Origin of the sequence: Neoalteromonas arenosi, assembly GCF_030362855.1 — a bacterium.
Taxonomy (GTDB): domain Bacteria; phylum Pseudomonadota; class Gammaproteobacteria; order Enterobacterales; family Alteromonadaceae; genus Alteromonas_E; species Alteromonas_E arenosi.
This window is the reverse complement of the sequence record NZ_JAUCBP010000012.1, coordinates 340,381-363,643: the sequence shown is the minus strand read 5'-3', so window position 1 is coordinate 363,643 and position 23,263 is coordinate 340,381. Positions and strand designations below refer to the sequence as shown.

21 protein-coding genes are annotated in these 23,263 nt (G+C 48.2%); 12 read left to right on the top strand and 9 right to left on the bottom strand.

The genetic code is table 11. From position 1 onward, the window contains the following. Nucleotide 1: 1 nt before the first annotated feature. The 5 genes from ccmE to ccmA are packed head-to-tail and all read right to left on the bottom strand — an operon-like array spanning nucleotide 2 to nucleotide 2,752. Nucleotides 2–466, bottom strand: coding sequence for a cytochrome c maturation protein CcmE (gene ccmE / locus QTP81_RS15260; RefSeq protein ID WP_289366663.1), 465 nt, complete (start codon nucleotides 464–466; stop codon nucleotides 2–4). Continuing rightward, nucleotides 463–681: a heme exporter protein CcmD gene (gene ccmD, locus QTP81_RS15255; protein WP_289366662.1), complete on the bottom strand. Its 219-nt coding sequence runs from the start codon at nucleotides 679–681 to the stop codon at nucleotides 463–465. Before ccmD ends, ccmE begins: the two co-directional genes overlap by 4 nt. Before the next feature lie 27 nt (nucleotides 682–708). Then, nucleotides 709–1,452: a heme ABC transporter permease gene (locus QTP81_RS15250; RefSeq protein WP_289366661.1), complete on the bottom strand. Its 744-nt coding sequence runs from the start codon at nucleotides 1,450–1,452 to the stop codon at nucleotides 709–711. Beyond that, nucleotides 1,452–2,123, bottom strand: a complete 672-nt coding sequence (gene ccmB, locus QTP81_RS15245) for a heme exporter protein CcmB (protein WP_289366660.1) — start codon at nucleotides 2,121–2,123, stop codon at nucleotides 1,452–1,454. Before ccmB ends, QTP81_RS15250 begins: the two co-directional genes overlap by 1 nt. After that, nucleotides 2,120–2,752, bottom strand: a complete 633-nt coding sequence (gene ccmA / locus QTP81_RS15240) for a cytochrome c biogenesis heme-transporting ATPase CcmA (protein ID WP_289366659.1) — start codon at nucleotides 2,750–2,752, stop codon at nucleotides 2,120–2,122. Before ccmA ends, ccmB begins: the two co-directional genes overlap by 4 nt. Before the next feature lie 293 nt (nucleotides 2,753–3,045). Here ccmA and QTP81_RS15235 point away from each other — a divergent pair, with 293 nt between their 5' ends. Then, complete coding sequence (locus QTP81_RS15235; RefSeq protein ID WP_289366658.1) at nucleotides 3,046–5,160, top strand: hypothetical protein; 2,115 nt, start codon at nucleotides 3,046–3,048, stop codon at nucleotides 5,158–5,160. 3 nt (nucleotides 5,161–5,163) lie between these two features. Continuing rightward, a complete protein-coding gene (locus tag QTP81_RS15230; RefSeq protein ID WP_289366657.1) occupies nucleotides 5,164–5,475 on the top strand; it encodes an EscU/YscU/HrcU family type III secretion system export apparatus switch protein in 312 nt (103 codons plus the stop codon). A gap of 68 nt (nucleotides 5,476–5,543) precedes the next feature. Here QTP81_RS15230 and recA read toward each other — a convergent pair whose 3' ends face one another. Beyond that, nucleotides 5,544–6,569 (bottom strand): recombinase RecA, encoded by a 1,026-nt coding sequence (gene recA / locus QTP81_RS15225; RefSeq protein WP_289366656.1) that lies wholly within the window; start codon nucleotides 6,567–6,569, stop codon nucleotides 5,544–5,546. A 105-nt stretch (nucleotides 6,570–6,674) separates the two neighbouring features. Continuing rightward, complete coding sequence (locus QTP81_RS15220) at nucleotides 6,675–7,205, bottom strand: CinA family protein (protein ID WP_289366654.1); 531 nt, start codon at nucleotides 7,203–7,205, stop codon at nucleotides 6,675–6,677. A gap of 41 nt (nucleotides 7,206–7,246) precedes the next feature. On the opposite strand from QTP81_RS15220, the gene mutS reads away from it, so the two are divergent. The 9 genes from mutS to QTP81_RS15175 all read left to right on the top strand — a co-directional run bounded on the left by mutS (nucleotide 7,247) and on the right by QTP81_RS15175 (nucleotide 19,943). Then, a complete protein-coding gene (gene mutS, locus QTP81_RS15215; RefSeq protein ID WP_289366653.1) occupies nucleotides 7,247–9,844 on the top strand; it encodes a DNA mismatch repair protein MutS in 2,598 nt (865 codons plus the stop codon). 145 nt (nucleotides 9,845–9,989) lie between these two features. Then, the gene (gene pyrG, locus QTP81_RS15210; RefSeq protein WP_289366652.1) at nucleotides 9,990–11,621 is read left to right on the top strand and encodes a CTP synthase; all 1,632 of its coding nucleotides are present in this window, start codon (nucleotides 9,990–9,992) and stop codon (nucleotides 11,619–11,621) included. A 12-nt stretch (nucleotides 11,622–11,633) separates the two neighbouring features. After that, the gene (gene eno / locus QTP81_RS15205) at nucleotides 11,634–12,926 is read left to right on the top strand and encodes a phosphopyruvate hydratase (RefSeq protein ID WP_289366651.1); all 1,293 of its coding nucleotides are present in this window, start codon (nucleotides 11,634–11,636) and stop codon (nucleotides 12,924–12,926) included. Between the two features lie 81 nt (nucleotides 12,927–13,007). Next, on the top strand, nucleotides 13,008–13,682 hold the full coding sequence (locus tag QTP81_RS15200; RefSeq protein WP_289366650.1) for a hypothetical protein: 675 nt from the start codon (nucleotides 13,008–13,010) through the stop codon (nucleotides 13,680–13,682). A gap of 269 nt (nucleotides 13,683–13,951) precedes the next feature. Further along, entirely contained in the window at nucleotides 13,952–15,505 is a 1,554-nt protein-coding gene (gene leuA, locus QTP81_RS15195) for a 2-isopropylmalate synthase (RefSeq protein WP_289366649.1), read from the top strand. Continuing rightward, nucleotides 15,506–16,603, top strand: coding sequence for a 3-isopropylmalate dehydrogenase (gene leuB, locus QTP81_RS15190; RefSeq protein ID WP_289366648.1), 1,098 nt, complete (start codon nucleotides 15,506–15,508; stop codon nucleotides 16,601–16,603). A gap of 6 nt (nucleotides 16,604–16,609) precedes the next feature. Further along, nucleotides 16,610–18,019 (top strand): 3-isopropylmalate dehydratase large subunit, encoded by a 1,410-nt coding sequence (gene leuC / locus QTP81_RS15185; protein ID WP_289366647.1) that lies wholly within the window; start codon nucleotides 16,610–16,612, stop codon nucleotides 18,017–18,019. Beyond that, on the top strand, nucleotides 18,019–18,624 hold the full coding sequence (leuD, locus tag QTP81_RS15180) for a 3-isopropylmalate dehydratase small subunit (RefSeq protein ID WP_289366646.1): 606 nt from the start codon (nucleotides 18,019–18,021) through the stop codon (nucleotides 18,622–18,624). The genes leuC and leuD overlap by 1 nt, the downstream gene beginning before the upstream one ends. Nucleotides 18,625–18,731: 107 nt before the next feature. Beyond that, the gene (locus tag QTP81_RS15175; protein WP_289366645.1) at nucleotides 18,732–19,943 is read left to right on the top strand and encodes an HD-GYP domain-containing protein; all 1,212 of its coding nucleotides are present in this window, start codon (nucleotides 18,732–18,734) and stop codon (nucleotides 19,941–19,943) included. 13 nt (nucleotides 19,944–19,956) lie between these two features. Here QTP81_RS15175 and QTP81_RS15170 read toward each other — a convergent pair whose 3' ends face one another. Further along, on the bottom strand, nucleotides 19,957–20,997 hold the full coding sequence (locus QTP81_RS15170) for a general secretion pathway protein GspB (RefSeq protein WP_289366644.1): 1,041 nt from the start codon (nucleotides 20,995–20,997) through the stop codon (nucleotides 19,957–19,959). Then, on the bottom strand, nucleotides 20,990–21,901 hold the full coding sequence (locus tag QTP81_RS15165) for an ExeA family protein (RefSeq protein ID WP_289366643.1): 912 nt from the start codon (nucleotides 21,899–21,901) through the stop codon (nucleotides 20,990–20,992). Before QTP81_RS15165 ends, QTP81_RS15170 begins: the two co-directional genes overlap by 8 nt. Nucleotides 21,902–22,046: 145 nt before the next feature. On the opposite strand from QTP81_RS15165, the gene srmB reads away from it, so the two are divergent. Then, the gene (gene srmB, locus QTP81_RS15160) at nucleotides 22,047–23,255 is read left to right on the top strand and encodes an ATP-dependent RNA helicase SrmB (protein WP_289366642.1); all 1,209 of its coding nucleotides are present in this window, start codon (nucleotides 22,047–22,049) and stop codon (nucleotides 23,253–23,255) included. Nucleotides 23,256–23,263: the final 8 nt, after the last annotated feature.

Here is a 23,263-nt window from a genome sequence, read left to right as displayed (position 1 = left end):
ATCAGTACCCTGCTTCGCTTGGTTTTACGTGCTTGATGCCTTTGAGTTTCTCTGCGAGTTCAGGCGGCATATATTCTTCATCATGCTTTGCTAGTACTTCGTGCGCTTCGATTTTTCTGGACTCAGTTAATACACCAGTAGCGACAATACCTTGCCCTTCACGAAATAAATCCGGCAGAATGCCTGAGTAGCTGACTGTAACAACCTCACCTACATCTACCAAATCAAAACTCACCGCGAGGCTCTCAGGATCGCGTTTTACAGTACCCGGTACCACCATGCCGCCGATCCTTAGGCGTTGACCGACAGTAGGGATCTGACCATCCTTACCCTCAATGATCTCAGACGGTGTATAAAACAGGTCAATATTTTCATTCAGCGCATAGAGCATCAACCCGATTGCAGCCCCAACAAGAGCCAAGATACCAACTACAACGGCCAAGCGCTGTTGACGACGAGGGTTCATAACTGCTGCTCCCTATTGCTGCTGGGCGACTTTACGCCTCTGATCCTATCTTTGCGCGCTTGCTCGGCAAGGATTTCACGTACTAAGCGTTTTTGCGCCAACCGACTCTCAATAACTATTGCCACCATGGCGGCGGCGGTAATACCAAATGAAAGCCAGACGAAAAAGCCATAGCCGCCCATATTTAAAAATTCTGAAAAACTGTCAAATTGCACCGTATTCAACCTCTCCAATACAATTAGCTATTTGCTCGCCTGTTTGGCGATAAGAACGACCCAAGGACGATGAATCTCTCGACGAATAATCTCATTTCGCATCCGCACTAAGCTCACCGCGCCTACAAATGCCGCGAATCCGAGCAGATTAATCAATAACGGCCACAACATCTCCGGTGCGATAGAGGGTTTGTCGAATTTAGTAATAGTCGCGCCTTGATGCAGGGTATTCCACCACTCAACCGAATAGTGAATGATTGGAATATTAACTACACCGACTATCGCCATTACGCCCGCAGCCTTACCACCTTGACGCTTATCGTCAAACGCGCTGTATAGGGCCATAACCCCAAGATATAAAAACAGCAGGATGAGTTCTGATGTGAGTCGTGCATCCCATACCCACCACGTTCCCCACATCGGTTTGCCCCAGGCTGCGCCTGTCACTAATGCAATAAATGTCATAACTGCACCAACAGGCGCGATTGCAATCATCGCCATGTATGCGGTACGCCATTGCCAAATCATACCGACAGCAGCCGCGACTGCCATCGCCACATAGGTCGACATAGATAGCAAGGCACTGGGGACGTGAATATAGATGATTCGAAACGAATCTCCTTGTTGGTAGTCTGCCGGCGCAAACACCAAACCCCATAGGGTACCTATGCTCAAAGACAACACTGCGGTTACTACAAACCAAGGTAGTAAGGTATTGCAGAGTACATACGCTCGTTCAGTCTTAGCGTAGGGGTGTAACCATTTCCACATTAATTCAAACTCACTCTTACAGCATAGCTAATCGCGAAAGGCGTAAACGCGAACGCCAGTAGTAACAACGCCCCCAATATCGCCAATTGCGGCATATAGGAGAGTTGCATGGCCGCTGACTCTATCGCCGATGTAGCGAAAATAAGCAACGGAATAAATAACGGGATCAATAGTAACGCCAAAAGTACGCCACCGCGATTTAATCCCATCGTCAGCCCAACGGCAATTGCACCGACTAAACTGATGAGCGGTGTGCCAATCGCTAAGGTTGCCAGCAATGCCCAATACATGGGTTCAGTTAGATTCAAAAACAACGCTAACAACGGCGAAACGATCACTAAAGGCACAAATGATACCAGCCAGTGAGTAAACACTTTTATGGCCATCAATCCGGCAAGCGATGCATCGGTCAACGCCAATTGCTCTAGCCAACCGTTTTGGAAGTCATCTCGGAACAGTCGCTCCATGCCAAGTAATGACGACAAAATTGCTGCAACCCATATGACGCCGGGTCCAATGCGTTGCAGTATCTCTGGTGATGGCCCAACGCCGAGGGGAAACAAACTTACCACGAGAACAAAAAACACGAGCGGTTGAACCAACTCGGCTTTTTGCCTGAAAGCCAAGGTGTATTCCCGTTTAAACATCGCCGCATATACACCCGATCTCATAGGCGATACTCCAGCTCTAGCGGACGCCAGCCGGTCAAATGACTCAGCGGCTGATGTGAAGTCAAAATCACACTCCCCCCACGCGCTAAGAACGCTTCAATATGACGCTCGAGCAATTCAATACCTTTTACGTCCAGTGCAGTGAACGGTTCATCCAACACCCAGACCTTGGCGGTCGCCTTAAACCATAAACGCGCAAGGGCCACTCGACGATTTTGTCCCGCGGATAATTGTCCGCAAGGTATATCCTCTAACCCCACCAACCCAAGCGTAGCGAGTACGGAATAAATCAACTCTTGAGTGACAGACACGCCGTGTTGGGCACACCAAAATCGACTGTTTTCAAAGGCTGAGGCATGTGGATCGACTGCTGATTTGTGCCCGATATAGATTAATTCAGCGTTAAACTTTCGCCTAACGTCGCTATGGGTGATAGCACTCCCTCCATACAGTACTTGACCGGCTGCTGGTTCAACAAAACCAATGAGTATGCGCAGCAAGCTCGTTTTACCCGCGCCATTCTCGCCGAGTAAATAAGTCAGTTCGCCCGCATTAAGGGTAAAGCTCTGTTGTTCAAACAGTACTCTGTCGCGACGAACGCAGCTTAAATTAACAGCTTCTAAACTCATTAACTCCAACTATTTACTCAGCAATCGGCCTGAAATCCAGTTATTCACGGATGGCTTTAGTAAGGCTTTTTCATTAGCAACAAAAAATATGGCGCAGATAGTACCATAAGTGGCTGAAAAAGATGGGAACATATCGGTCATTTTTACTGAATAATACGACAGAAAAACGTCTACAAAGGAATTAAAAACAGCACAAGAGTATAGGTACGTTGGACGCTCTATGATTTGCGCAAGATCAACCCTTAGGTTTTAGTTTACAATCAAGCTTACCAAGTGGTTCCCGATAACAGTGAATGCAAGACATCAATCTCAATAACATGTTGCTCCAGCTCGCCGGTAAAACGCCACAAGCCAGTGCTGCAGATACAACAGGTACCAGCGGTAGACTCTCGGTTACGCCCGTTGTCGTTGCAGTTAATGGCCCTACAACAACCATCACAACATCGAATGGTCGGCCACTGGCAACGGTTGCAACACAATTACTCGGCGATGTGCCAGTCGACTCTGCAGTGCGATCAACTGACGGCAAAGCATTATGGACCTTTTCAGCACCACAAAATTTGTTCTCGACAATAATCTCTGCTCAGCAACAGCAAAGTTTGCTCGCGGTATTGGCTCGGCAGCCCTTGATCGCAAAAACCATAACGAATTCAAATGACCCTATTCAAGTCACACAAGCCACCGTTAAAGCAATCGTCGGACAGCAAGTAACACTGACTCTGCAATCACCCGCAGCAGATTTACGCGAGGTTACCCTTACCAATCCGCAAGCGGCAAAGCAGCTACAAGTTGGACAAGCGGTTCAAGTGCAACTACAGCAAATTGGCAAACAATGGACTGCAACACTGCTTGCGCCTACTCGGCAAAACTCAGCACCTCAGCAGCCCGATACCAGTACGCAAATGGTGAAGTCACCGCCAGCGAATAACGCAGCTCTGCCGCTAAAATTAGCCCTACCAGCAGAACATCCGCTGGTGGTAAAAACGCTGCAGCAGGTATTGCCACTAAACAACAGTGTTACCGTTACGCCCCCAATAGCAACGGCGTTAAAGCCTTTATTACCTAAAGCATCAGCCGATTTACTCGATAACAGCCTCAAGTCTGGTGCAATAAATCCAAGCCTCACGGTTGACAAACAACAAAGGCTGACGATTAGCGCGCTGTTTCCGCTAGCAAAATTACCAACCGCTGGAACAGGTGTTACTAATACCTCGTCCACAGTGCTATCAGAATTAAGTCGAATCCCCCCTAAACTGGAACGCCCTTTAGAGGTCTTTATTCAACAACCCAGAACGCAACAGCAAGCAATTTGGCAAGCGCTAGCTAGATTACCCGAGCCACAAACACGCTCGCCTTTAGCGTTACAAGATAGTAGTATTGCACCAACTGAAACCATTCAGCGCACTAAATCTGCGGCGACAGATAACTCGCTCTCAGGCGTACCGCGCAATCAAAAGGCATCAGTCAGCGACGCTGTAAAACAGCAATTACAACAAGCGATTAAACATCATTTTGTACAAGCAGAGCCGGCATCGAAAGTGGCGGTAAATCTCAGTCAAGCGCTAAATGCGTTAAGCCAGTCGCCTGAACCGGCAATTAAAGCGTTGGCCGATAAGATTACCCAAGTTGTAAAACCGGTTGTAACCGCTGAGCCAAACATCACCGCTCTGCAACAGTCTTTACAAGCGCCAGCGGTTCCCGTAACGCCTCAGGCAATCAGTACACCTGTATCGGCAAACTCCATGGTTAGTGGCCTTATTGCGCTACTGCAAATCAGTTTAGCCACGCGGTTACCAGCAACAGGCACATTCAGTACTAACGATAAAATTAACCAAGTGCTTACAGCTCTTACCCAGGTTAACCAGACCGCGGGCAAAGAGACGCCATCGCGGCCAGCTCAACGAGCACGTGCGCAAGAGATCACCGGTATCGAGCAACGTCACTCATTACTGCGTTCACTGTCTCAAGTGTTAAGTGGCCATCAGTTTAGCAAAATGGCACAGGTCGAGAATGCTACGCAAGGTCAAGACGCATTGTTTTATGCCCTGCCCGGTCTTGCTGGACCAACAGGTAAGGATATCGAGCTATTAATTCATCGCGATGCGCCAGAAAAAGAACAACACAGCAGATCCGATGCTGGCCGATCCCACTGGCGTTTGACTATGTTGTTGGACATTGGCGAAAAAGGTGAAGTGTTATGTAAGTGCGAGCTTCAAGACAGTGAATTAGGTCTTGATCTGTATACTTCCAATGAAGCACTCAAAGACACAGTATTGGAGTTTTTACCGAAGCTAAAACAACGTATGACAGCATTTGGTCTTGAGATTGTACACAGCCAGTGTCAATTGGGCGCAATCCCGAGCTCACTGCGCCCTAAACCCTATCAACTGCTACATACACAGGCGTAAACTATGACTAAAAAGAAAACCAAACGCGCCATTGGCCTAAAGTACAGTGAAAAACAGGGCTCGGCACCCGAGGTTACTGCTAAGGGTTTTGGAGACTTGGCTGAAGAAATTATTTCTGTTGCGCAGCAACACGGTGTACTTATTCACGAGGATCAACACTTGTCAGAATTTCTTGGGACACTGGATCTCGGTCAAGAAATTCCAGAACAACTTTATTATGTGATTGCGGAATTGATTGCATTTTCATACGTGCTACAGGGGAAAACTCCCGAGAACTGGCATACCCCGATACCCGGCGTTAATGCCAAGGTTTAGTTATTCCTTGCCGAGCAATAAAAAAACCGCGCTTTAAGCGCGGTTTTTTTTAATTAATCACTGAAGTATTATTCTTCAGTTGGTAACGCTTCTTCTGTCAGTGTTTTAGACAACAACAATTCACTGCGAATACGCCCTTCTAGCTCATTTGAAATATCAGGGTTATCCTTCAAGAACTTAACTACATTCGCTTTACCTTGGCCGATACGATTGCCGTTATAGCTATACCAAGCCCCTGCTTTTTCGACCATTTTCTGCTTAACGCCCAAGTCGATTAACTCGGCTTCTTTAGAAATACCTTGGCCATACAGAATTTGGAATTCGGCCTGTTTAAACGGTGGCGCTACTTTATTCTTAACCACTTTGACCCGAGTTTCATTACCCACCACTTCGTCACCATCTTTGATCGCTCCGATACGGCGAATATCAAGACGAACAGAAGAGTAAAACTTCAGTGCATTACCACCCGTTGTAGTCTCAGGATTACCAAACATCACACCAATCTTCATCCGGATTTGGTTGATAAAGATACACAAGGTATTCGAACGCTTTATGTTAGCCGTTAGTTTACGCAACGCTTGAGACATCAAACGCGCTTGCAGACCTACGTGTGAATCCCCCATATCACCTTCAATTTCAGCCTTTGGCGTAAGTGCTGCTACGGAGTCAACAATAACCACATCTACAGCCCCAGAGCGGACTAACATATCGCAGATTTCAAGCGCTTGTTCACCGGTGTCCGGCTGCGACACCAATAAGTCATCGATGCTCACGCCAAGCTTTTCGGCATACACAGGGTCGAGAGCGTGTTCCGCATCGACGAACGCACAGGTTTTACCCATTTTCTGCGCTTCAGCAATCACTTGTAGTGTTAGTGTTGTTTTACCCGAAGACTCCGGACCGTAAATCTCGACTACTCGACCACAAGGTAAACCACCGATACCTAGGGCGATATCGATACTCAATGAGCCGGTTGAAATCGCCTCAATGTCCATGGCTTGGTTATCACCAAGGCGCATGATTGCACCTTTACCAAATTGTTTTTCGATTTGACCTAGAGCGGCACTGAGTGCGCGAGATTTATTGTCGTCCACGAAGGCGATCCTCTTTAATTAGACTTTAAGTAACTGCTGGCTAGTATACTGTATAGTTATACAGTTACAACTGTTTTTTGTGGATTATGAATGATTCAATTGTACTTAGGCAACTAGCTGTTCGATCAGATTTGCCAGAGCAAAGGCGATAGCTTGGCGACGCACCTGCCCGCGGTCGCCAAGAAACTGTTGAGATACCACTTGCTGTGTGCCATTTACATCAAAACCAAACCAGACCAAGCCCACTGGCTTCTCTGCACTGCCGCCCCCCGGCCCCGCGATCCCGGTAACGCTAACGGCTACTTGCGCACCGCTGTTTACTTTTACTCCAGTGACCATTTGCTCAGCCGTTTGTGCACTAACCGCACCGAAGTTTTGCAAAACATCCTCATCAACATTGATTTCGTTCTGTTTGGCTTCATTTGCGTAGGTAACCCAACTTTTATCAAACCACGCAGAGCTTCCAGCCACGCTCGTAATCGCGTAAGCTATGCCTCCGCCAGTGCATGATTCTGCACAAGAGACGCGCCAACTTCGGGCTAATAATAGTGACCCGAGTTGTTCCGCCAGTTGAAATAAATCAGCTTCTTGAGGATCAGCACGTAATTGTACTGGCGCAGATAGATTGATTTCCATCGACAAACTAGACCAATAACACAGAAAAGATAAGCCTTAGTATGCCGTCGAACAAAGCCGTAACTCAAGCGCAATCATTTCCAGGCCACACGCCAATGATGCAGCAGTATTTAACCATCAAAGCGGAACATCCCGATACACTGTTGTTTTATCGGATGGGTGATTTTTATGAGTTATTCTTTGACGATGCGAAAAAGGCCGCTGAACTACTCGATATTTCTCTTACCGCGCGCGGCAAATCTGGCGGCGATCCCATTCCAATGGCTGGAGTCCCGTATCATGCCGTAGAAGGTTATTTGGCGCGTTTAGTTAAGATGGGGGAATCCGTTGCGATATGCGAGCAAGTCGGCGACCCTGCGACCAGTAAAGGGCCGGTTGAGCGCAAAGTACAGCGGATCGTGACCCCCGGAACACTGACCGATGAGGCCTTGTTAGAGGAAAATCGTGAAAACCTACTCGTTGCCGTTTGTTGGGTTAACAACCTTTTTGGTATTGCTGCGCTTGACCTCAGCACAGGTCGCTTTACCCTGTGCCAGTCTGCTGACGAATCCGCCTTCAAGGCCGATTTAGAACGCCTTTCTCCAGCAGAAATATTATATCCTGAGCACTTTGAGTATCATGCGATTGTAGCCGACATGCGCGGCGCTCGCAGACGGCCTGTTTGGGAATATGATGCGCAAACCGCATCGACGCAGCTCTGCCAACAGTTCGGTACCAAAGATTTACTCGGTTTTGGAATTAAACCCAAGCACCCCGCTATTGGCGCAGCTGGTTGCGTCTTACAATACGTTAAAGATACGCAACGCAGTGCGCTACCGCATATACAAGCGCTACTACTGGATAACCCCGAGTCTTGGATCCAACTCGATGCGGCAACCCGCCGCAATTTAGAAATTAGCCAGAACTTAAGCGGTGGCCAAGAGCACACCTTGCTAGCCGCGCTCGACACCACTGCGACGGCAATGGGCAGCAGACTTCTGCAGCGCTGGTTACACCATCCAACTACCGAGCGCAAAGAATTGATTGCGCGCCAAGACGCTATCGGTTACTTGATTGAGCACGAGCTTGAACTGCGCGATCTATTGCGTCGTATTGGCGATATTGAGCGAATCATTTCGCGTTTGGCGCTACGCTCCGCTCGTCCGCGAGATTTTGCGCGCTTGCGCGATGCCTTACTGACCCTACCGGACTTAATATCCGCGGCCAGTGATAAAGGGGTTGACGTTGATAAACGCATCAGTGCGATTAACAGCGCTTGTAGTGGTTTCGATGCGCATGCTCAATGGTTGTCAGAAGCTATCGTCGACAATCCTCCTGTAGTACTTCGCGACGGTGGTGTAATTGCACCAGGTTACAGCGCGGAACTCGATGAACTGCGTGACCTATCTGATGGTGCGACACAATACTTGGCGCAGCTGGAAGCAAGGGAGAAGGATCGCACGGGTATTAGCTCACTAAAAGTGGGCTACAACAAAGTGCATGGTTTTTACATCGAAATAGGTAAAGCCTCAAGCGCTATGGTACCCGCTGAATACATCCGCCGCCAAACACTCAAAAACAACGAGCGCTATATTATTCCTGAACTTAAAGAGCACGAAGACAAAGTGCTGACCAGCCAAAGTCGGGCGCTAGCATTAGAAAAGCGCTTATATGAGGCGCTGTTTGATCGCTTGTTACCGGACCTCAAAGCGTTAATACAGTGTGCCCAAGCGATTGCTCAACTGGATGTATTGCACTGCTTGGCGGAGCGCGCGGTCACCTTGGATTATCATCGTCCGCAGTGGGCGAACGATGCGAGTATCCACTACGACAATGGTCGCCACCCAGTCGTCGAACAAGTGTTGCAAGAGCCGTTTATCAGTAACCCTCTGAGCTTAGATAAGTCACGTCGTATGTTAGTGATAACTGGGCCCAACATGGGCGGTAAAAGTACCTATATGCGGCAAACTGCATTAATTGTGTTAATGGCATATATTGGCTCTTACGTGCCTGCGGAGAATGCCTGTATCGGTGATATTGACCGGATCTTCACCCGTATTGGTGCATCAGACGATTTAGCCTCTGGGCGTTCAACCTTTATGGTAGAGATGACCGAAACCGCCAATATTCTGCATAATGCCACTGCGCGCAGTTTGGTGTTAATGGATGAAATTGGTCGCGGTACAAGTACCTTCGACGGGCTGTCTCTCGCCTGGGCCAGCGCTGCTCAGTTAGCCGATAAAATTAAGGCCCTAACGCTTTTCGCCACGCATTATTTCGAACTCACTCAGCTCAACGAACTATTCGACAATGTGATTAACGTTCACGTAACCGCTGTGGAACACAATGACACCATACGCTTTATGCACAATGTTGCAGAAGGGGCTGCCAGCCAAAGTTATGGTTTACACGTTGCGCAACTTGCGGGTTTACCGCGAGAGGTCATCGCTGCGGCAAAACGCAAATTGGCCAGCTTGGAAAGTCACGCTACGCCGCAACCCCCAAGTCAGTCAACCAGTACCGAAATCGAACCCCAGTTGTCGCTCTTATCTGAACAAGATCCACTTGCCGAAGCCATTAGCGCACTTGACCCGGACGAATTGACCCCGCGTCAAGCACTGGCGGAGTTATATAAACTAAAGCAACTGGCGAAGAAATAATTTCTCCGCCAAGCCAACATCTTACGATTGTGTATCTGTGGCTTTCAACGTATACTATTGCGCCGTCCAGCAGTTGAAGTTTAACGTCGCTTAAAAACGCTTCTGCCGGCAATAGCCAGTTCAATCTCAAAGCCTTAGGTTTCGCATGACACATTATATTTTCGTCACGGGTGGTGTAGTATCATCGCTTGGAAAAGGCATTGCTGCTGCCTCATTAGCCGCAATTTTGGAAGCTCGTGGCCTTAACGTCACAATGTTGAAGCTAGATCCATACATTAACGTAGACCCCGGAACCATGAGTCCGATCCAGCACGGTGAAGTATTTGTTACCGACGACGGCGCGGAAACTGATTTGGACTTAGGCCATTACGAGCGTTTTATTCGCACCCGTATGACCAAGCGCAACAACTTCACTACCGGTCGCGTATATGAAGAAGTGATTAAGCGCGAGCGTCGAGGTGATTACCTCGGTGCAACTATTCAGGTTATTCCGCATATTACTAACGAAATAAAACGTCGCGTAGTGATGGGTGCTGAAGGCAGTGATGTAGCCATTGTAGAAATTGGTGGAACAGTAGGTGATATCGAATCACAACCGTTTCTAGAAGCTATTCGTCAATTAGGCACTGAAATTGGTCGTGAACGCGCAATGTATATGCACCTAACGTTGGTGCCTTACATGCCAGCGTCAGGTGAAGTAAAAACCAAACCAACCCAACACTCGGTGAAAGAGTTACGGTCGATTGGTATTCAACCGGACATTCTGGTTTGTCGTTCAGTCAGTGCATTGCCAGCCAATGAGCGTTCTAAAATTGCTTTGTTTACTAACGTTGTCGACAAAGCCGTTATCTCATTAAAAGATGTAGACAGTATTTATCGCATCCCTGCGGCGCTTAAGGCCCAAGGTATGGATAGTTTGGTCGTGGATCGTTTTGGACTTGATTGCCCGGAAGCTGACTTAACCGAATGGGAACAAGTTTTGTACGCAGAATCTAACCCTACTGGTGAAGTCACTATTGGTATGGTCGGTAAATATGTTGAACTACCGGATGCCTACAAATCAGTCAATGAGGCGCTTAACCACGCAGGGTTGAAAAATCGCCTGTCGGTCAATATCAAATACATCGATTCGCAAGATGTGGAAAGCAAAGGTGAACAAGTACTTGCCGGCCTCGACGCAATATTAGTACCTGGTGGTTTTGGTGAACGGGGTATTGAAGGCAAAATCATGGCGGCTAAATACGCGCGTGAAAACAAAGTGCCTTACCTCGGTATCTGTTTGGGAATGCAAGTTGCGCTTATCGAATTCGCGCGCAACGTCGCCGGTATGGAAAATGCCAATAGCACTGAGTTCGATCCAGAGACCCCATACCCGGTCGTAGGCTTGATCACAGAGTGGCTTGATGCCGCTGGTCAAAAAGAAATCCGCGACGGCAGTTCTGATCTTGGCGGCACAATGCGCCTCGGTAGCCAACTTTGCCATTTAATCAAAGGCAGTAAAGTCGAACAAATGTACGGCAGTGAAGAAATTCACGAGCGCCACCGCCACCGCTACGAAGTCAACAACAACCTGCGCGAGAAAATTGAGCAAGCGGGCCTCGTTGTCAGTGGTTTGTCCACCGATAAACGACTTGTAGAAGTGATCGAAATTCCGGATCATCCGTGGTTCGTTGCCGGTCAGTTCCACCCCGAATTCACCTCAACACCGCGTGACGGACACCCACTATTTACCGGATTCATCGCAGCTGCGGGTGAATTCAACAAAAAAACTAACTAGGAGAAATTCAGCATGGCAACCATTAGTCGTATTATCGGGCGTGAAATTTTGGACTCACGCGGCAATCCAACGGTTGAAGCTGATGTCTATTTGAGTAGCGGTGCGATGGGTCGCGCTGCAGCACCTTCAGGTGCCTCAACAGGCTCTCGCGAAGCATTGGAATTACGTGACGGTGACAAGAACCGTTACTTAGGTAAAGGCGTAACTAAAGCGGTCAGCGCGATCAATGATAAAATCACTTCCGTTCTTATTGGTATGGATGCAGCCGATCAACGTGCAATAGACAACGCAATGATCGAATTAGACGGCACAGAGAACAAAGAGGTACTAGGTGCTAATGCGATTTTGGCTGTCTCTCTAGCGGTAGCCAAAGCACAAGCCAATGACTTAAATATTCCATTGTTCGAGCATATCGCAGTACTGAATGGCACTGCAGGTGAATATTCAATGCCGGTTCCGATGATGAACATCATCAATGGTGGTGAGCACGCTGACAACAACGTTGATATTCAAGAATTCATGGTTCAGCCAGTTGGCGCGAAATCGTTCGCCGAAGCATTGCGTATGGGTGCTGAAATTTTCCACTCGTTGAAGAAAGTACTCAACGGCAAAGGATTGAATACGGCAGTTGGCGATGAAGGCGGCTTTGCACCAAACCTTGCGTCCAACGAAGAAGCCTTAGCGGTAATCGTTGAAGCGGTCGAAAATGCCGGTTACGCGATGGATAAAGACGTAACTTTGGCACTTGACTGTGCAGCATCAGAATTCTACAAAGACGGTGTATACGACTTATCGGGCGAAGGCAAAACCTTTGATTCAGAAGCTTTTGGTGATTACCTTGCCGATTTATCTAAGCGCTATCCAATCGTATCAATTGAAGATGGCCTTGACGAAAGTGATTGGGATGGTTGGAGCAGCTTGACGAAGAAAATCGGTAACTCTGTACAGTTGGTCGGCGATGACTTATTCGTGACTAATACCAAGATCTTAAAACGCGGCATCGACAACGGCGTGGGTAACAGTATTCTTATCAAGTTCAACCAAATTGGTTCTTTAAGTGAAACACTTGATGCGATCAAAATGGCCAAGCTTGCCGGTTATACTGCTGTTATTTCACACCGCAGCGGTGAAACTGAGGACGCCACTATTGCCGACCTTGCAGTAGGTACTGCGGCCGGCCAGATTAAAACAGGTTCACTGTGTCGCTCAGATCGCGTAGCTAAATACAATCAACTGCTTCGCATTGAAGAGATGTTGGCTGAAAAAGCGCCATATAAGGGTCGCAGCGAAATAAAAGGTCAATAATCTGCATTAAAACCTTGATGATAGCCTGCTACTCAGGCAGGCTATCACGATCCGTACGTAACACCGCTATTGCGGCCGCTAATGTCAGAACCAGAACAGCCTCAATCCGATATTTTTGCTCAGATCAGTGAACAACCATTGTTTGCAGATGTTTGCAATGCGTTGTATGAGCGCGAGTTAATGACTTTAGCTGCCCAAGGTCCTGGGCAAGTATCGTTGATGCGCCGCCGATTGGGTGGTCTTTCCCATCACGTAAAGCGAGCTGCTGAATACCTCGTTGCCAACCCTACCCCTCTAGAGGTGGATGCTCACAACGGCAGTTGGCGATTCCGTCAAGCGGCGAAGTGCCCAGCTAACAGTGTTGAAAATGAGCAAAATCACACCTGGTTTTCAGGTAAAGCGACGATTGGCTTACCGGTGTGTGTTAGCGTGACCAATTACGATCATCAACACCTCGAGCTAGACTGCGTTGACCGCATTCAAACCGAAAATGAAACGCTGCATCTCAATCGATTTGGCTGGTTTTCATTCGATGGCAGCTATGTTGACGATTCAGCGCATCAACAGACACTTGATGTCACCGACTTGCGCTTGGTGTTCCCTAATAAAAAAACTATGACAGCCGCCTGTAGCGGTCATTGCTGGAACCACAAAGGTAAACTCGCACCGCGCACCTTAACCCTGCGCGAATTACTGCTTAGTACCTTAATTGACTGGAAGACCTTTACCTATTCAGGTAAACCGCAATTCATTTAGATCTTACTCAGGTTGCACAAATTAGACTTATAACTATTCGTTATATTCAGCATTGTAAACAATGGTTGCCTACGTAGCGTTATGTTTGTAAAGTGCTAACCAAGCAAACAGAGAACGTTATCAAAAAACGTGATGCAAAAAATTACAACTGTACTCCTACTGATTCTGATGGCAGCAAGACTGCACGGGTAGGTTGCAACTATAACGCAAACTGAAAAACCCGTGCACCGCACGGGTTTTTTTATGCATAAACGGAGGAATGGCACGTCATGAGTCAGGTCAAAATTTTTGATACCACCTTACGCGATGGTGAACAAGCACTACCCGCTAGCCTAAGTGCTCGCGAGAAACTGCAGATTGCCCTGACGCTTGAACGACTCGGTGTAGACATTATTGAAGCCGGCTTTCCGGTCAGTTCACCGGGTGATTTCGCCTCAGTGCAACAAATTGCACAGCAGCTTAAAACCTCGATCCCGTGTGGTTTGAGTCGCGCTGTAGCGGCTGACATCGATGCTTGCGGTCAGGCATTGCAAGTGGCAGAGCGCTTCCGCATTCATACCTTTATCGCTACGTCAGATATTCACGTCAATGCCAAACTACGCAAATCCCAAGACGATGTCGTTGAGATGGCGGTTGCCGCGATCAAACACGCCAAGCAGTATACCAATGATGTGGAGTTTTCCTGTGAAGACGCCGGACGCACTCACATTGATTATTTGTGCCGAATGGTTGAGTCAGCAATTACAGCTGGGGCAACCACGGTGAATATCCCTGATACGGTTGGCTATACGATTCCCAGCGAGTTTGGCGGGATCATTCAAACCCTATTTAACCGTGTACCGAATATCGACAAGGCGACAATCTCTGTACATTGTCACAATGATTTGGGTCTTGCTGTTGCCAACTCACTGAGTGCTGTTGAACACGGTGCTCGTCAAGTCGAATGCACCATCAACGGTATCGGTGAGCGTGCCGGGAATTGTTCACTCGAAGAAATTGTTATGGCGTTGAAAACACGCTACGCGCTTTTGGGCCTTGATACAAATATTGATACCCAGGAAATCACCCGTGCCTCACGATTGGTCAGTCAACTCTGCAATATGCCGGTTCAAGCTAACAAAGCCATTGTTGGCGCCAACGCGTTTAGCCACTCTTCAGGCATTCACCAAGACGGTGTTCTCAAAGCGCAAAACACCTATGAAATTATGACCCCTGAAAGTGTTGGCTTGAACAAGAACACATTAAATATGACGTCACGTTCGGGGCGTCACGTCATCAAACACCGCTTACATGAGCTTGGCTATCAAGATAGCGACTACGACTTGGATACTCTCTACGCTTCATTCTTGCGGTTAGCTGACAAGAAAGGCCAGGTGTTTGACTACGATTTGGAAGCATTGCTGTTTTTTGACCAGCAGCGACAAGAGCACGCACAGTACGAGCTAGAGTATTTGCACGCCAATGCTGGACGGAACATTATTCCCAGTGCAACGGTTACGCTAAATGTTGGTGGCGAACCTGTGACGGAGTCAGCCACCGGGAATGGCCCTGTGGATGCTGCGTTTAACGCAATCATCAAAGTGTTGGGGCACGACCAAGTGGAGATCGTCGACTTTAAACTTGACTCGAAGGGCGAAGGCGCAGACGCACTGGCACAAGTAAGTGTGGTTGCTGAATACAATCAGCGCCGATTCCACGGGATTGGCCTGGCAACTGACATTGTAGAATCCGGGGTGAAAGCTTTGATCCACGTTTTAAATAATACTTATCTCGCCGATCAAATCGACGAACAAAAACAACAAGTGAAAATTAAGGGCGTATAAATGAGCGAATACACAATTGCCGTTTTAGCGGGCGACGGGATTGGGCCAGAGGTGATGGCCGAAGCGGAAAAAGTGTTAAACGCTGTAGAACAGCGCTTTGGGATTAGTATTAAACGCAATGCCTATCCGGTTGGCGGCTATGCCATCGACAATCACGGTGAAGCACTGCCAGCAACTACTTTGTTGGGCTGTGAGCAGTCAGATGCCATCTTATTTGGGTCTATAGGCGGTCCCAAGTGGGACACATTACCTCTTGAACAGCGCCCCGAGCGCGCCGCACTGCTAACCTTGCGCAGTCATTTTGATTTATTCAGCAACCTACGGCCAGCTAAAATTTATCCCGGTTTAGAGGCCTTATCACCACTGCGCGCGGATATTGCTGCCAGTGGTGTCGATGTGTTGGTAGTGCGAGAACTGACTAGTGGTATTTACTTCGGGCAACCCAAAGGCAGAGAGGGCGAAGGTGAAGATACCGTTGCTTTCGATACGATGCGGTATACCCAAGCGGAAATCCGACGAATTGCCCACAGCGCATTTAAAGCGGCGCAATACCGACGCAAGAAGGTTTCTTCAGTTGATAAAGCCAATGTGCTGGTTTGTTCGCGATTATGGCGCGAAGTTACCGAAGAGGTTGCACAGGAATACCCGGATGTCGAGCTCGAACATATCTACATTGATAACGCCACCATGCAGCTGATCAAAGATCCTGCACAATTCGATGTCATGTTATGCTCGAACCTGTTTGGTGACATCATCAGCGACGAATGCGCCATGTTAACTGGCTCCATGGGTTTGTTAGCCTCAGCCAGTATGAATGGCGAGGGTTTTGGTCTCTACGAACCGGCCGGGGGTTCTGCACCCGATATCGCTGGCCAAGGTATTGCGAATCCAGTCGCGCAAATACTCTCGGCGTCAATGATGCTACGGTTTAGCTTAGGCCAAGCCGCGGCGGCTGACGCAATTGACGCAGCCGTTGTTCAAACGCTTGCCGATGGTGTTTTAACGGGCGAGTTACTCGATACAGCAAACCGACACAAAGCGGCAACGACGGCACAAGTCGGCGATGCTATTGTTCAACGCATTTTAGCGGCGGAGTAAGTTTCTATGGGTCGCACATTATTTGAAAAAATTTGGGATGCTCACGTTGTTCATCAACAGCAAAACGAAGTCTTGCTGTACATCGATCGTCATTTAATTCACGAAGTGACTTCCCCGCAAGCCTTTGCGGGCTTGGCTGTTAAAGGGCGCAAAGTCAGACGCCCGGATTTAACTTTCGGGACGATGGACCACTCAATATCAACCCGTTCGTTGGCAATTGACGCTTGCGGGCCTGAAAATCAACGCCAATTACAGACATTGGCGCAGAACTGTGCCGAACACGACATTACGCTTTACCCTGTGGGCCACCAAAAACAAGGGATTGTACATGTCATGGGGCCTGAATTGGGGTTGATTCAGCCCGGTATGACTGTTGTATGTGGTGACTCGCATACGGCCACGCACGGTGCCTTTGGCGCACTGGCCTTTGGTATTGGCACATCACAAGTTGAACACGTACTTGCGACGCAAACGCTCAAACAAAATCGCGCCAAAACGATGCTAATCAAGGTGGATGGAGAATTACCGCTGGGGGTCACTGCCAAAGACATTATCTTGGCGATTATTGGTAAAATTGGTCATGCCGGCGCAACCGGTCATGTGATTGAATACGCCGGCAGTGCCATCGCCAACTTGAGTATGGAAGAGCGCATGACCATCTGTAATATGAGCATTGAAGCAGGGGCCAAGGCGGGTCTGATTGCACCGGATCAAACCACGTTTGACTATCTAGCTGATAAAGAATTTGCGCCTAAGGGTGAGCTTTTCGAACGTGCAAGAATACACTGGCAAAGCCTGCACAGTGACGCTGATGCAGTATTTGATACCGTCGTAACCCTTGCCGCTCAAGATATCGAACCACAAGTTACTTGGGGTACCAATCCTGGGCAAGTAGTGAGCGTTAATGCACCTATTCCAACACCAGACAGTGCCGCCGATGATGTCGCACGCGAATCAGCGCGCAAAGCACTTGCTTACATGGGGCTCGCCGCCGGTGAAAAGCTTACAGATACAGTGATATCGCACGTCTTTATCGGCTCCTGCACTAACAGTCGAATCGAAGACTTACGAGCTGCGGCAACCATTGCCAAACAAGGCAAAGTCGCCGACGGTGTAACTGCAATTGTTGTCCCCGGTTCGGTAGCCGTCAAACAACAGGCGGAAGCTGAGTGTCTGGATCAAGTCTTTATCGAGGCAGGCTTTGAATGGCGACTGCCCGGCTGCTCTATGTGTTTGGGTATGAACGATGACGTCCTTAAACCCGGTGATCGCTGTGCTTCAACGAGTAATCGCAACTTTGAAGGGCGTCAAGGGCGAGGTGCTCGCACACACTTAGTCAGTCCAGCCATGGCCGCAGCCGCGGCGTTGCGCGGCAAATTTGCTGATGTTCGAGAATTTGATGGAGGAAATCACTAATGAGTGATGCAGGATTTCAACACCACACTGGTGCGGCGTGCCCATTGGATCAAGCCAACGTCGACACCGATCAAATCATCCCAAAACAATTTCTCACCGGCGTATCACGCGAGGGTTATGGTAAGCATTTGTTTCACGATTGGCGCTATCTGGACCAACACGAGCAGGTATTAAACCCAGAGTTTGTAATGAATTTCCCGCAACACAAACACGCTTCGGTATTACTCACACGGGAAAACTTTGGCTGTGGCTCAAGTCGCGAGCACGCGCCTTGGGCGTTACTTGATTATGGGTTCAAAGTAGTTATTGCGACGTCTTTTGCCGATATTTTTTATGGCAATGCGATCAACAACCAATTGCTCCCCATTGCACTGGATAACACAGCGATGGACCAATTATTTGCGGCTGTTGGTAATGACCCAAGTGTGCAGATTCGCATCGATTTGCAAAGCCAGACGGTAAGTTGTGCCGGTGTTACACACAGCTTTGAAATCGACCCACAGCACAAACATAACCTGCTGTTGGGGTTAGACATGATTGGCCAAACGCTAACACTGGATGACAATATTACTGCCTACGAGGCCAAACGCCACGCTTGGTTGTAAATGACGCTGCAAAGTTTGACTAAAATCAATCGCTAGCCCAATGGTTTTATTGGGTTTTTGCGATTCTTTGCTACACTATCAATTCACACGTTTAGCAAGGGTTCTCGATGTTAAAGCAAGTGCCTATTTCCGAATTAGTACCTGGCATGTATGTGAATCAAGTACTGAAGCAAGCCGGGCGGCTAAAAATGCGTTCTAAAGGCCTGGTTAAATCGCAGGCGACTATTCAGCAACTCAAAAACAAAGGAATTGAGTTATTAGAAGTCGACTTATCTAAAAGTCAGCTTCCCGAAGAGGCGCCGGAGCCTGCCTCTAGTGCTCCAGCACAAACAGAAGCGGCAAAACCTAAGGCCAAGCCCAATCGATTAGCCAAGCTAACGTCTGATGCGCTTTCTGATGCCAATGATTTGTATCTACAAGCCGTTATGATCCAAGGCGATTTTGTGAACTCTTTACAATCTGGAATCGCCGCCAACTTAGATGCGGTCACAGATCTTAGTCAGAATATTATCGATTCAGTGTTTGAAAACCCCAACGCAATTTCATGCCTGACCCTGATCAAAGACGCAGATGAATATTTGCTCGAGCACAGTATCAGTTGCTCCATTTTAATGGGCGTTTTTGCCCGGCATATGGAGTTTGACAAGTCGCTAATTGAAGAGCTCAGTTTGGGGGCCATGCTCATGGACATTGGTATGGCGACAATTCCAAAAGACGTGTACGACAAACCCGGTAAGCTCAACACACAAGAATGGCAAATTATGCAAGGGCATGTCGATACCGGTGTTGAACTACTCGAACAATGCGATGATGTGACTGACATCATTCGCGATATTATTCAAAACCATCACGAACGTATGGATGGCTCGGGTTATCCAGCGGGTAAACAAGGCCACGACTTATCAACGTATGCGCGGATGGCAGCAATCGTCGATTGCTACGACGCTATGATTTCAGATCGCGCCCATCAAAAGAGCCAAACTCCCACGCAGGTACTGCGCAAATTAATGGCCGATAGCGCGCTGGACCAAGCCTTAGTTCAGCAGTTTATTAAGTGCATCGGTGTGCATCCTATTGGTTCGTTAGTGAAATTAAAAAGTGAAAAGCTGGCCTTGGTCAGTTCACCAGGCAAAACCGATCCGCTCAGCCCCGTAGTAATGACCTTTTACAGCCTGCGAACGCAGATGCATTCTGAAATCAAGCGTATTGATTTGGCCAAAAGTACTGATGAAATTGTTGCTGCGGTGAAACCCACTGAGTTCAAAATGAATTTACCGAAGTTTTTCCGTGAAGTATTTATTCATCAAATACCGGATTAATGCGAGCAGCGCCCTACCAATCGGTTAGGGCTGCCATGGTAAATAGCTCATCGCGAAAACTTAGCACTACGCGCTGGGGTTCTATATTGACGAGCTGAACCTCATCGGTAATCCACTCGCCTTCGTACAATTGCTGGCCATTGACCCTTACCCAACGATTGTTGCGTGCACTGGCATACATATGTGCGGAGAATTCCATTGCCGGCAGTTGAGTGAGCAGGCGCGCAGGTAACTGGTCGACGCGTGGGATATCGTCTCTGACCGTCACTCGCGTCTCAGGCTCATCATCAACAGGGCTGTTTTCCAAATCTTCTAACGCTCGGTTAAACCGTTCGAGTAACTCAGGCGATACAGCGGCTAACTCATCTTCGGTTGACGCTGGCGTTTGTGTGAGAATTTCACCTTCATCCTCGGCACTCGACTGCTCGGGCTCAACAACCGCTACGGAGTCTTCATCCGGTGGCGTTATCTCAGTTTGAGCCTCCGGTTCAGGTAGTGCTTTGTCACTCACAGGTGTGGCCTGTTCAGCAACTTCGGCCGGTTCTACGACTGGACTTTGTTGCTGTTCGGCTTCAGCCGGTGGCACTTGGATTTCTGTCGGCGTTTCTGATGCTATGACCGCTTTTTCGGTCAACCAACTCGGAGCAATAGCTACTGTGGCACCAATGGTTAACCCCAGCATTACAACGCCGGCAACAACGCCCACTTGCTTTACATAAATCTGCCACATACTGGGCAACTCGTTCACCGACGGCAAAAACAGACTGCGATTGAACTGCTCAGAAAGTTTAGTATCCACTTGACTTGCATGGTCGTATTCGCCCTGTAGCAGTTTTTGCGTCATCGACGATGGCGGTTTAGCTTCAGGCTCTAGTTCCAACGACTGCTCGGTATCTATCTCAATACTGAGCACCCCCATTTCCGCTAACCCAGTGATCATGTCTGCACTGCGGACCAAACCGACTTTGCGAATTTTAACCGGGCCATTTTGTTCAACCACTTGGGTAATCATCATGCCAGGCTGGAGTTCTTTGATTGGGATGATCTTAAGCATAAAGACCTCCCAAGCCATAGCCGGCGGCAATGGCCACCACGAATAGGCCCGCTAACAGATAATCAAAGCGACGACTGCGGCGTTGCGCCACTACGTCATCACCCAAAATCTGTTTGGCTGCGGCCAATAACACATGCTTTCTCACCACCGGCGCTTGTATGGTAAACGACAAGGTTAATGCTCTATCACACAGCAAATTAATCACCCGAGGAATTCCTCCAGTGATGCGAAAAACTGCGGCAATAGCACTGCTATTAAAGACACTCCGGTCACCACCCGCCACTTCTAGACGGTGCGCCATGTAGGAACCCACTTCAGTTTCGGTTAACGGCAAAAGGTGATAGCGCGCGGTGATCCGCTGAGCGAGCTGACGCAATTCATTGCGCTTTAATAGTTGTTGTAATTCTGGTTGGCCAATTAATACAACTTTTAATAACTTTTCGCGGTTCGTTTCCAAGTTGGTAAGAAGTCGCAATTGCTCTAATACTTCCGGCAGTAAATGCTGTGCTTCATCAACAATAAGCACAGTGTTTGTGCCCTTCTCATGGTTTTCTGCAAGCTTTTTCAATATCGCATCTGTGTAGTGCTTGAGACTCTCCTGACGCTCACCAACTTCAATACCGAGCTCGTCACAAATAGTCGCCAAAAGCTCCAACGCAGACAGAGTCGGATTGAGGATCATGGCCACTTGAGTGTTATCCGGTAATTGTTGCAGCAGCTTGCGTGAAACGGTTGTTTTACCTGTGCCGACTTCCCCGGTAAGCATTACAAACCCACCTGACTCGCGCAATCCGAAGGTAAGATGAGCGAGAGCCTCTTTGTGGCGCGGACTCATATAGAGATATGCAGGGTTTGGAGCGATTGAAAAGGGGTTGTCTTTTAAACCAAAATAATTGAGATACATGAGTGAAAAATTCGTTATACGTCGAGGCTTAAACTAGCGACTTGCCCTGCAGATGTCAAAGGAATGCGTCGTGCTAAATAAGTTAGCCAACTTTAGGCATGCAAATGCTACAATGTGCAAATGATTTATAAGGTACACACAGACAATGTTTGATCAGCTCGATCTCGATGACGCGCTATGCGCAGCAATGGTAAATATGGGTTTTACAGCGCCCACTACGATTCAGAGTTTAGCCATTCCCAAAGCGCTTGAAGGGCAAGACTTGATGGCTTCTGCCCCCACTGGAACAGGGAAAACCTTGGCGTTTTTATTACCCGCTTGCCAGTATTTATTGGACTTTCCGCGTTCTGAGCCTGGCACTGCCAGAATTTTAATTTTGTCACCCACTCGCGAGCTTGCACTGCAGATCCACGAACAAGCCAAGGCTGTAACGGCCAATACTGCGTTGACTTGCGGTGTTATCACCGGCGGTATCAATTACGGTACTGACAAAGAAACGCTAAGCCAAAACTTAGACATCTTGGTGGCTACGCCAGGCCGGTTGTTTGAGCATATTGAGAAAGAAAGTGCTGATTGTCGCGATATCGAGTGGCTCATATTAGATGAAGCTGATCGCATGTTAGATATGGGATTTAGCGGCATTGTTAATCAAATCGCTGCGGAAGCTCGGTGGCGTAAACAAACCTTATTGTTTTCAGCAACACTTGAGGGTAAAGGTTTGCGTCAGTTTGCGCGGGATATTATGGAAGAGCCTGCTGAGATTAACGCCGAGGTGTCGCGTAAAGAAAAAGCCAAGATATTGCAGTGGTATCACTTGGCCGATGATGCCGCACACAAATATGCGTTGCTCAAACACATACTCAGCGAACAAATTACCACTGCGATTGTATTCGTCAAAACGCGTGAGCGGTTGCAACAGTTAAAAGACCAGCTCATGCGCGATGGCTACGATCTATGTTATCTACAGGGTGAAATGCCACAAGATCGACGCAATGCGGCGATGGCTAAATTCCGCTCGGGTGAGGCGCCGATATTAGTTGCAACGGATGTTGCCGCGCGTGGCATTGACGTGCAAAACGTCAGTCATGTCATCAACTATGACTTACCGCGAACCGCTGATGTTTATCTGCACAGGATTGGTCGCACTGGCCGTGCGGGTGCAAAAGGTACAGCGATATCACTCGTTGAAGCCCACGATTTTGCAATGATGGGAAAAATTGCGCGCTACACCAAAGACGTGATTAAAGCACGCGTTATTGACGGTTTACGCCCTCAACACAAAGCGCCAAAAGTGCAGAAAAAGCCCAAGAACAAGAAAACTACAGCGAAAAAAGCCAAGCGAACTAAACGCTAGTCACTGAC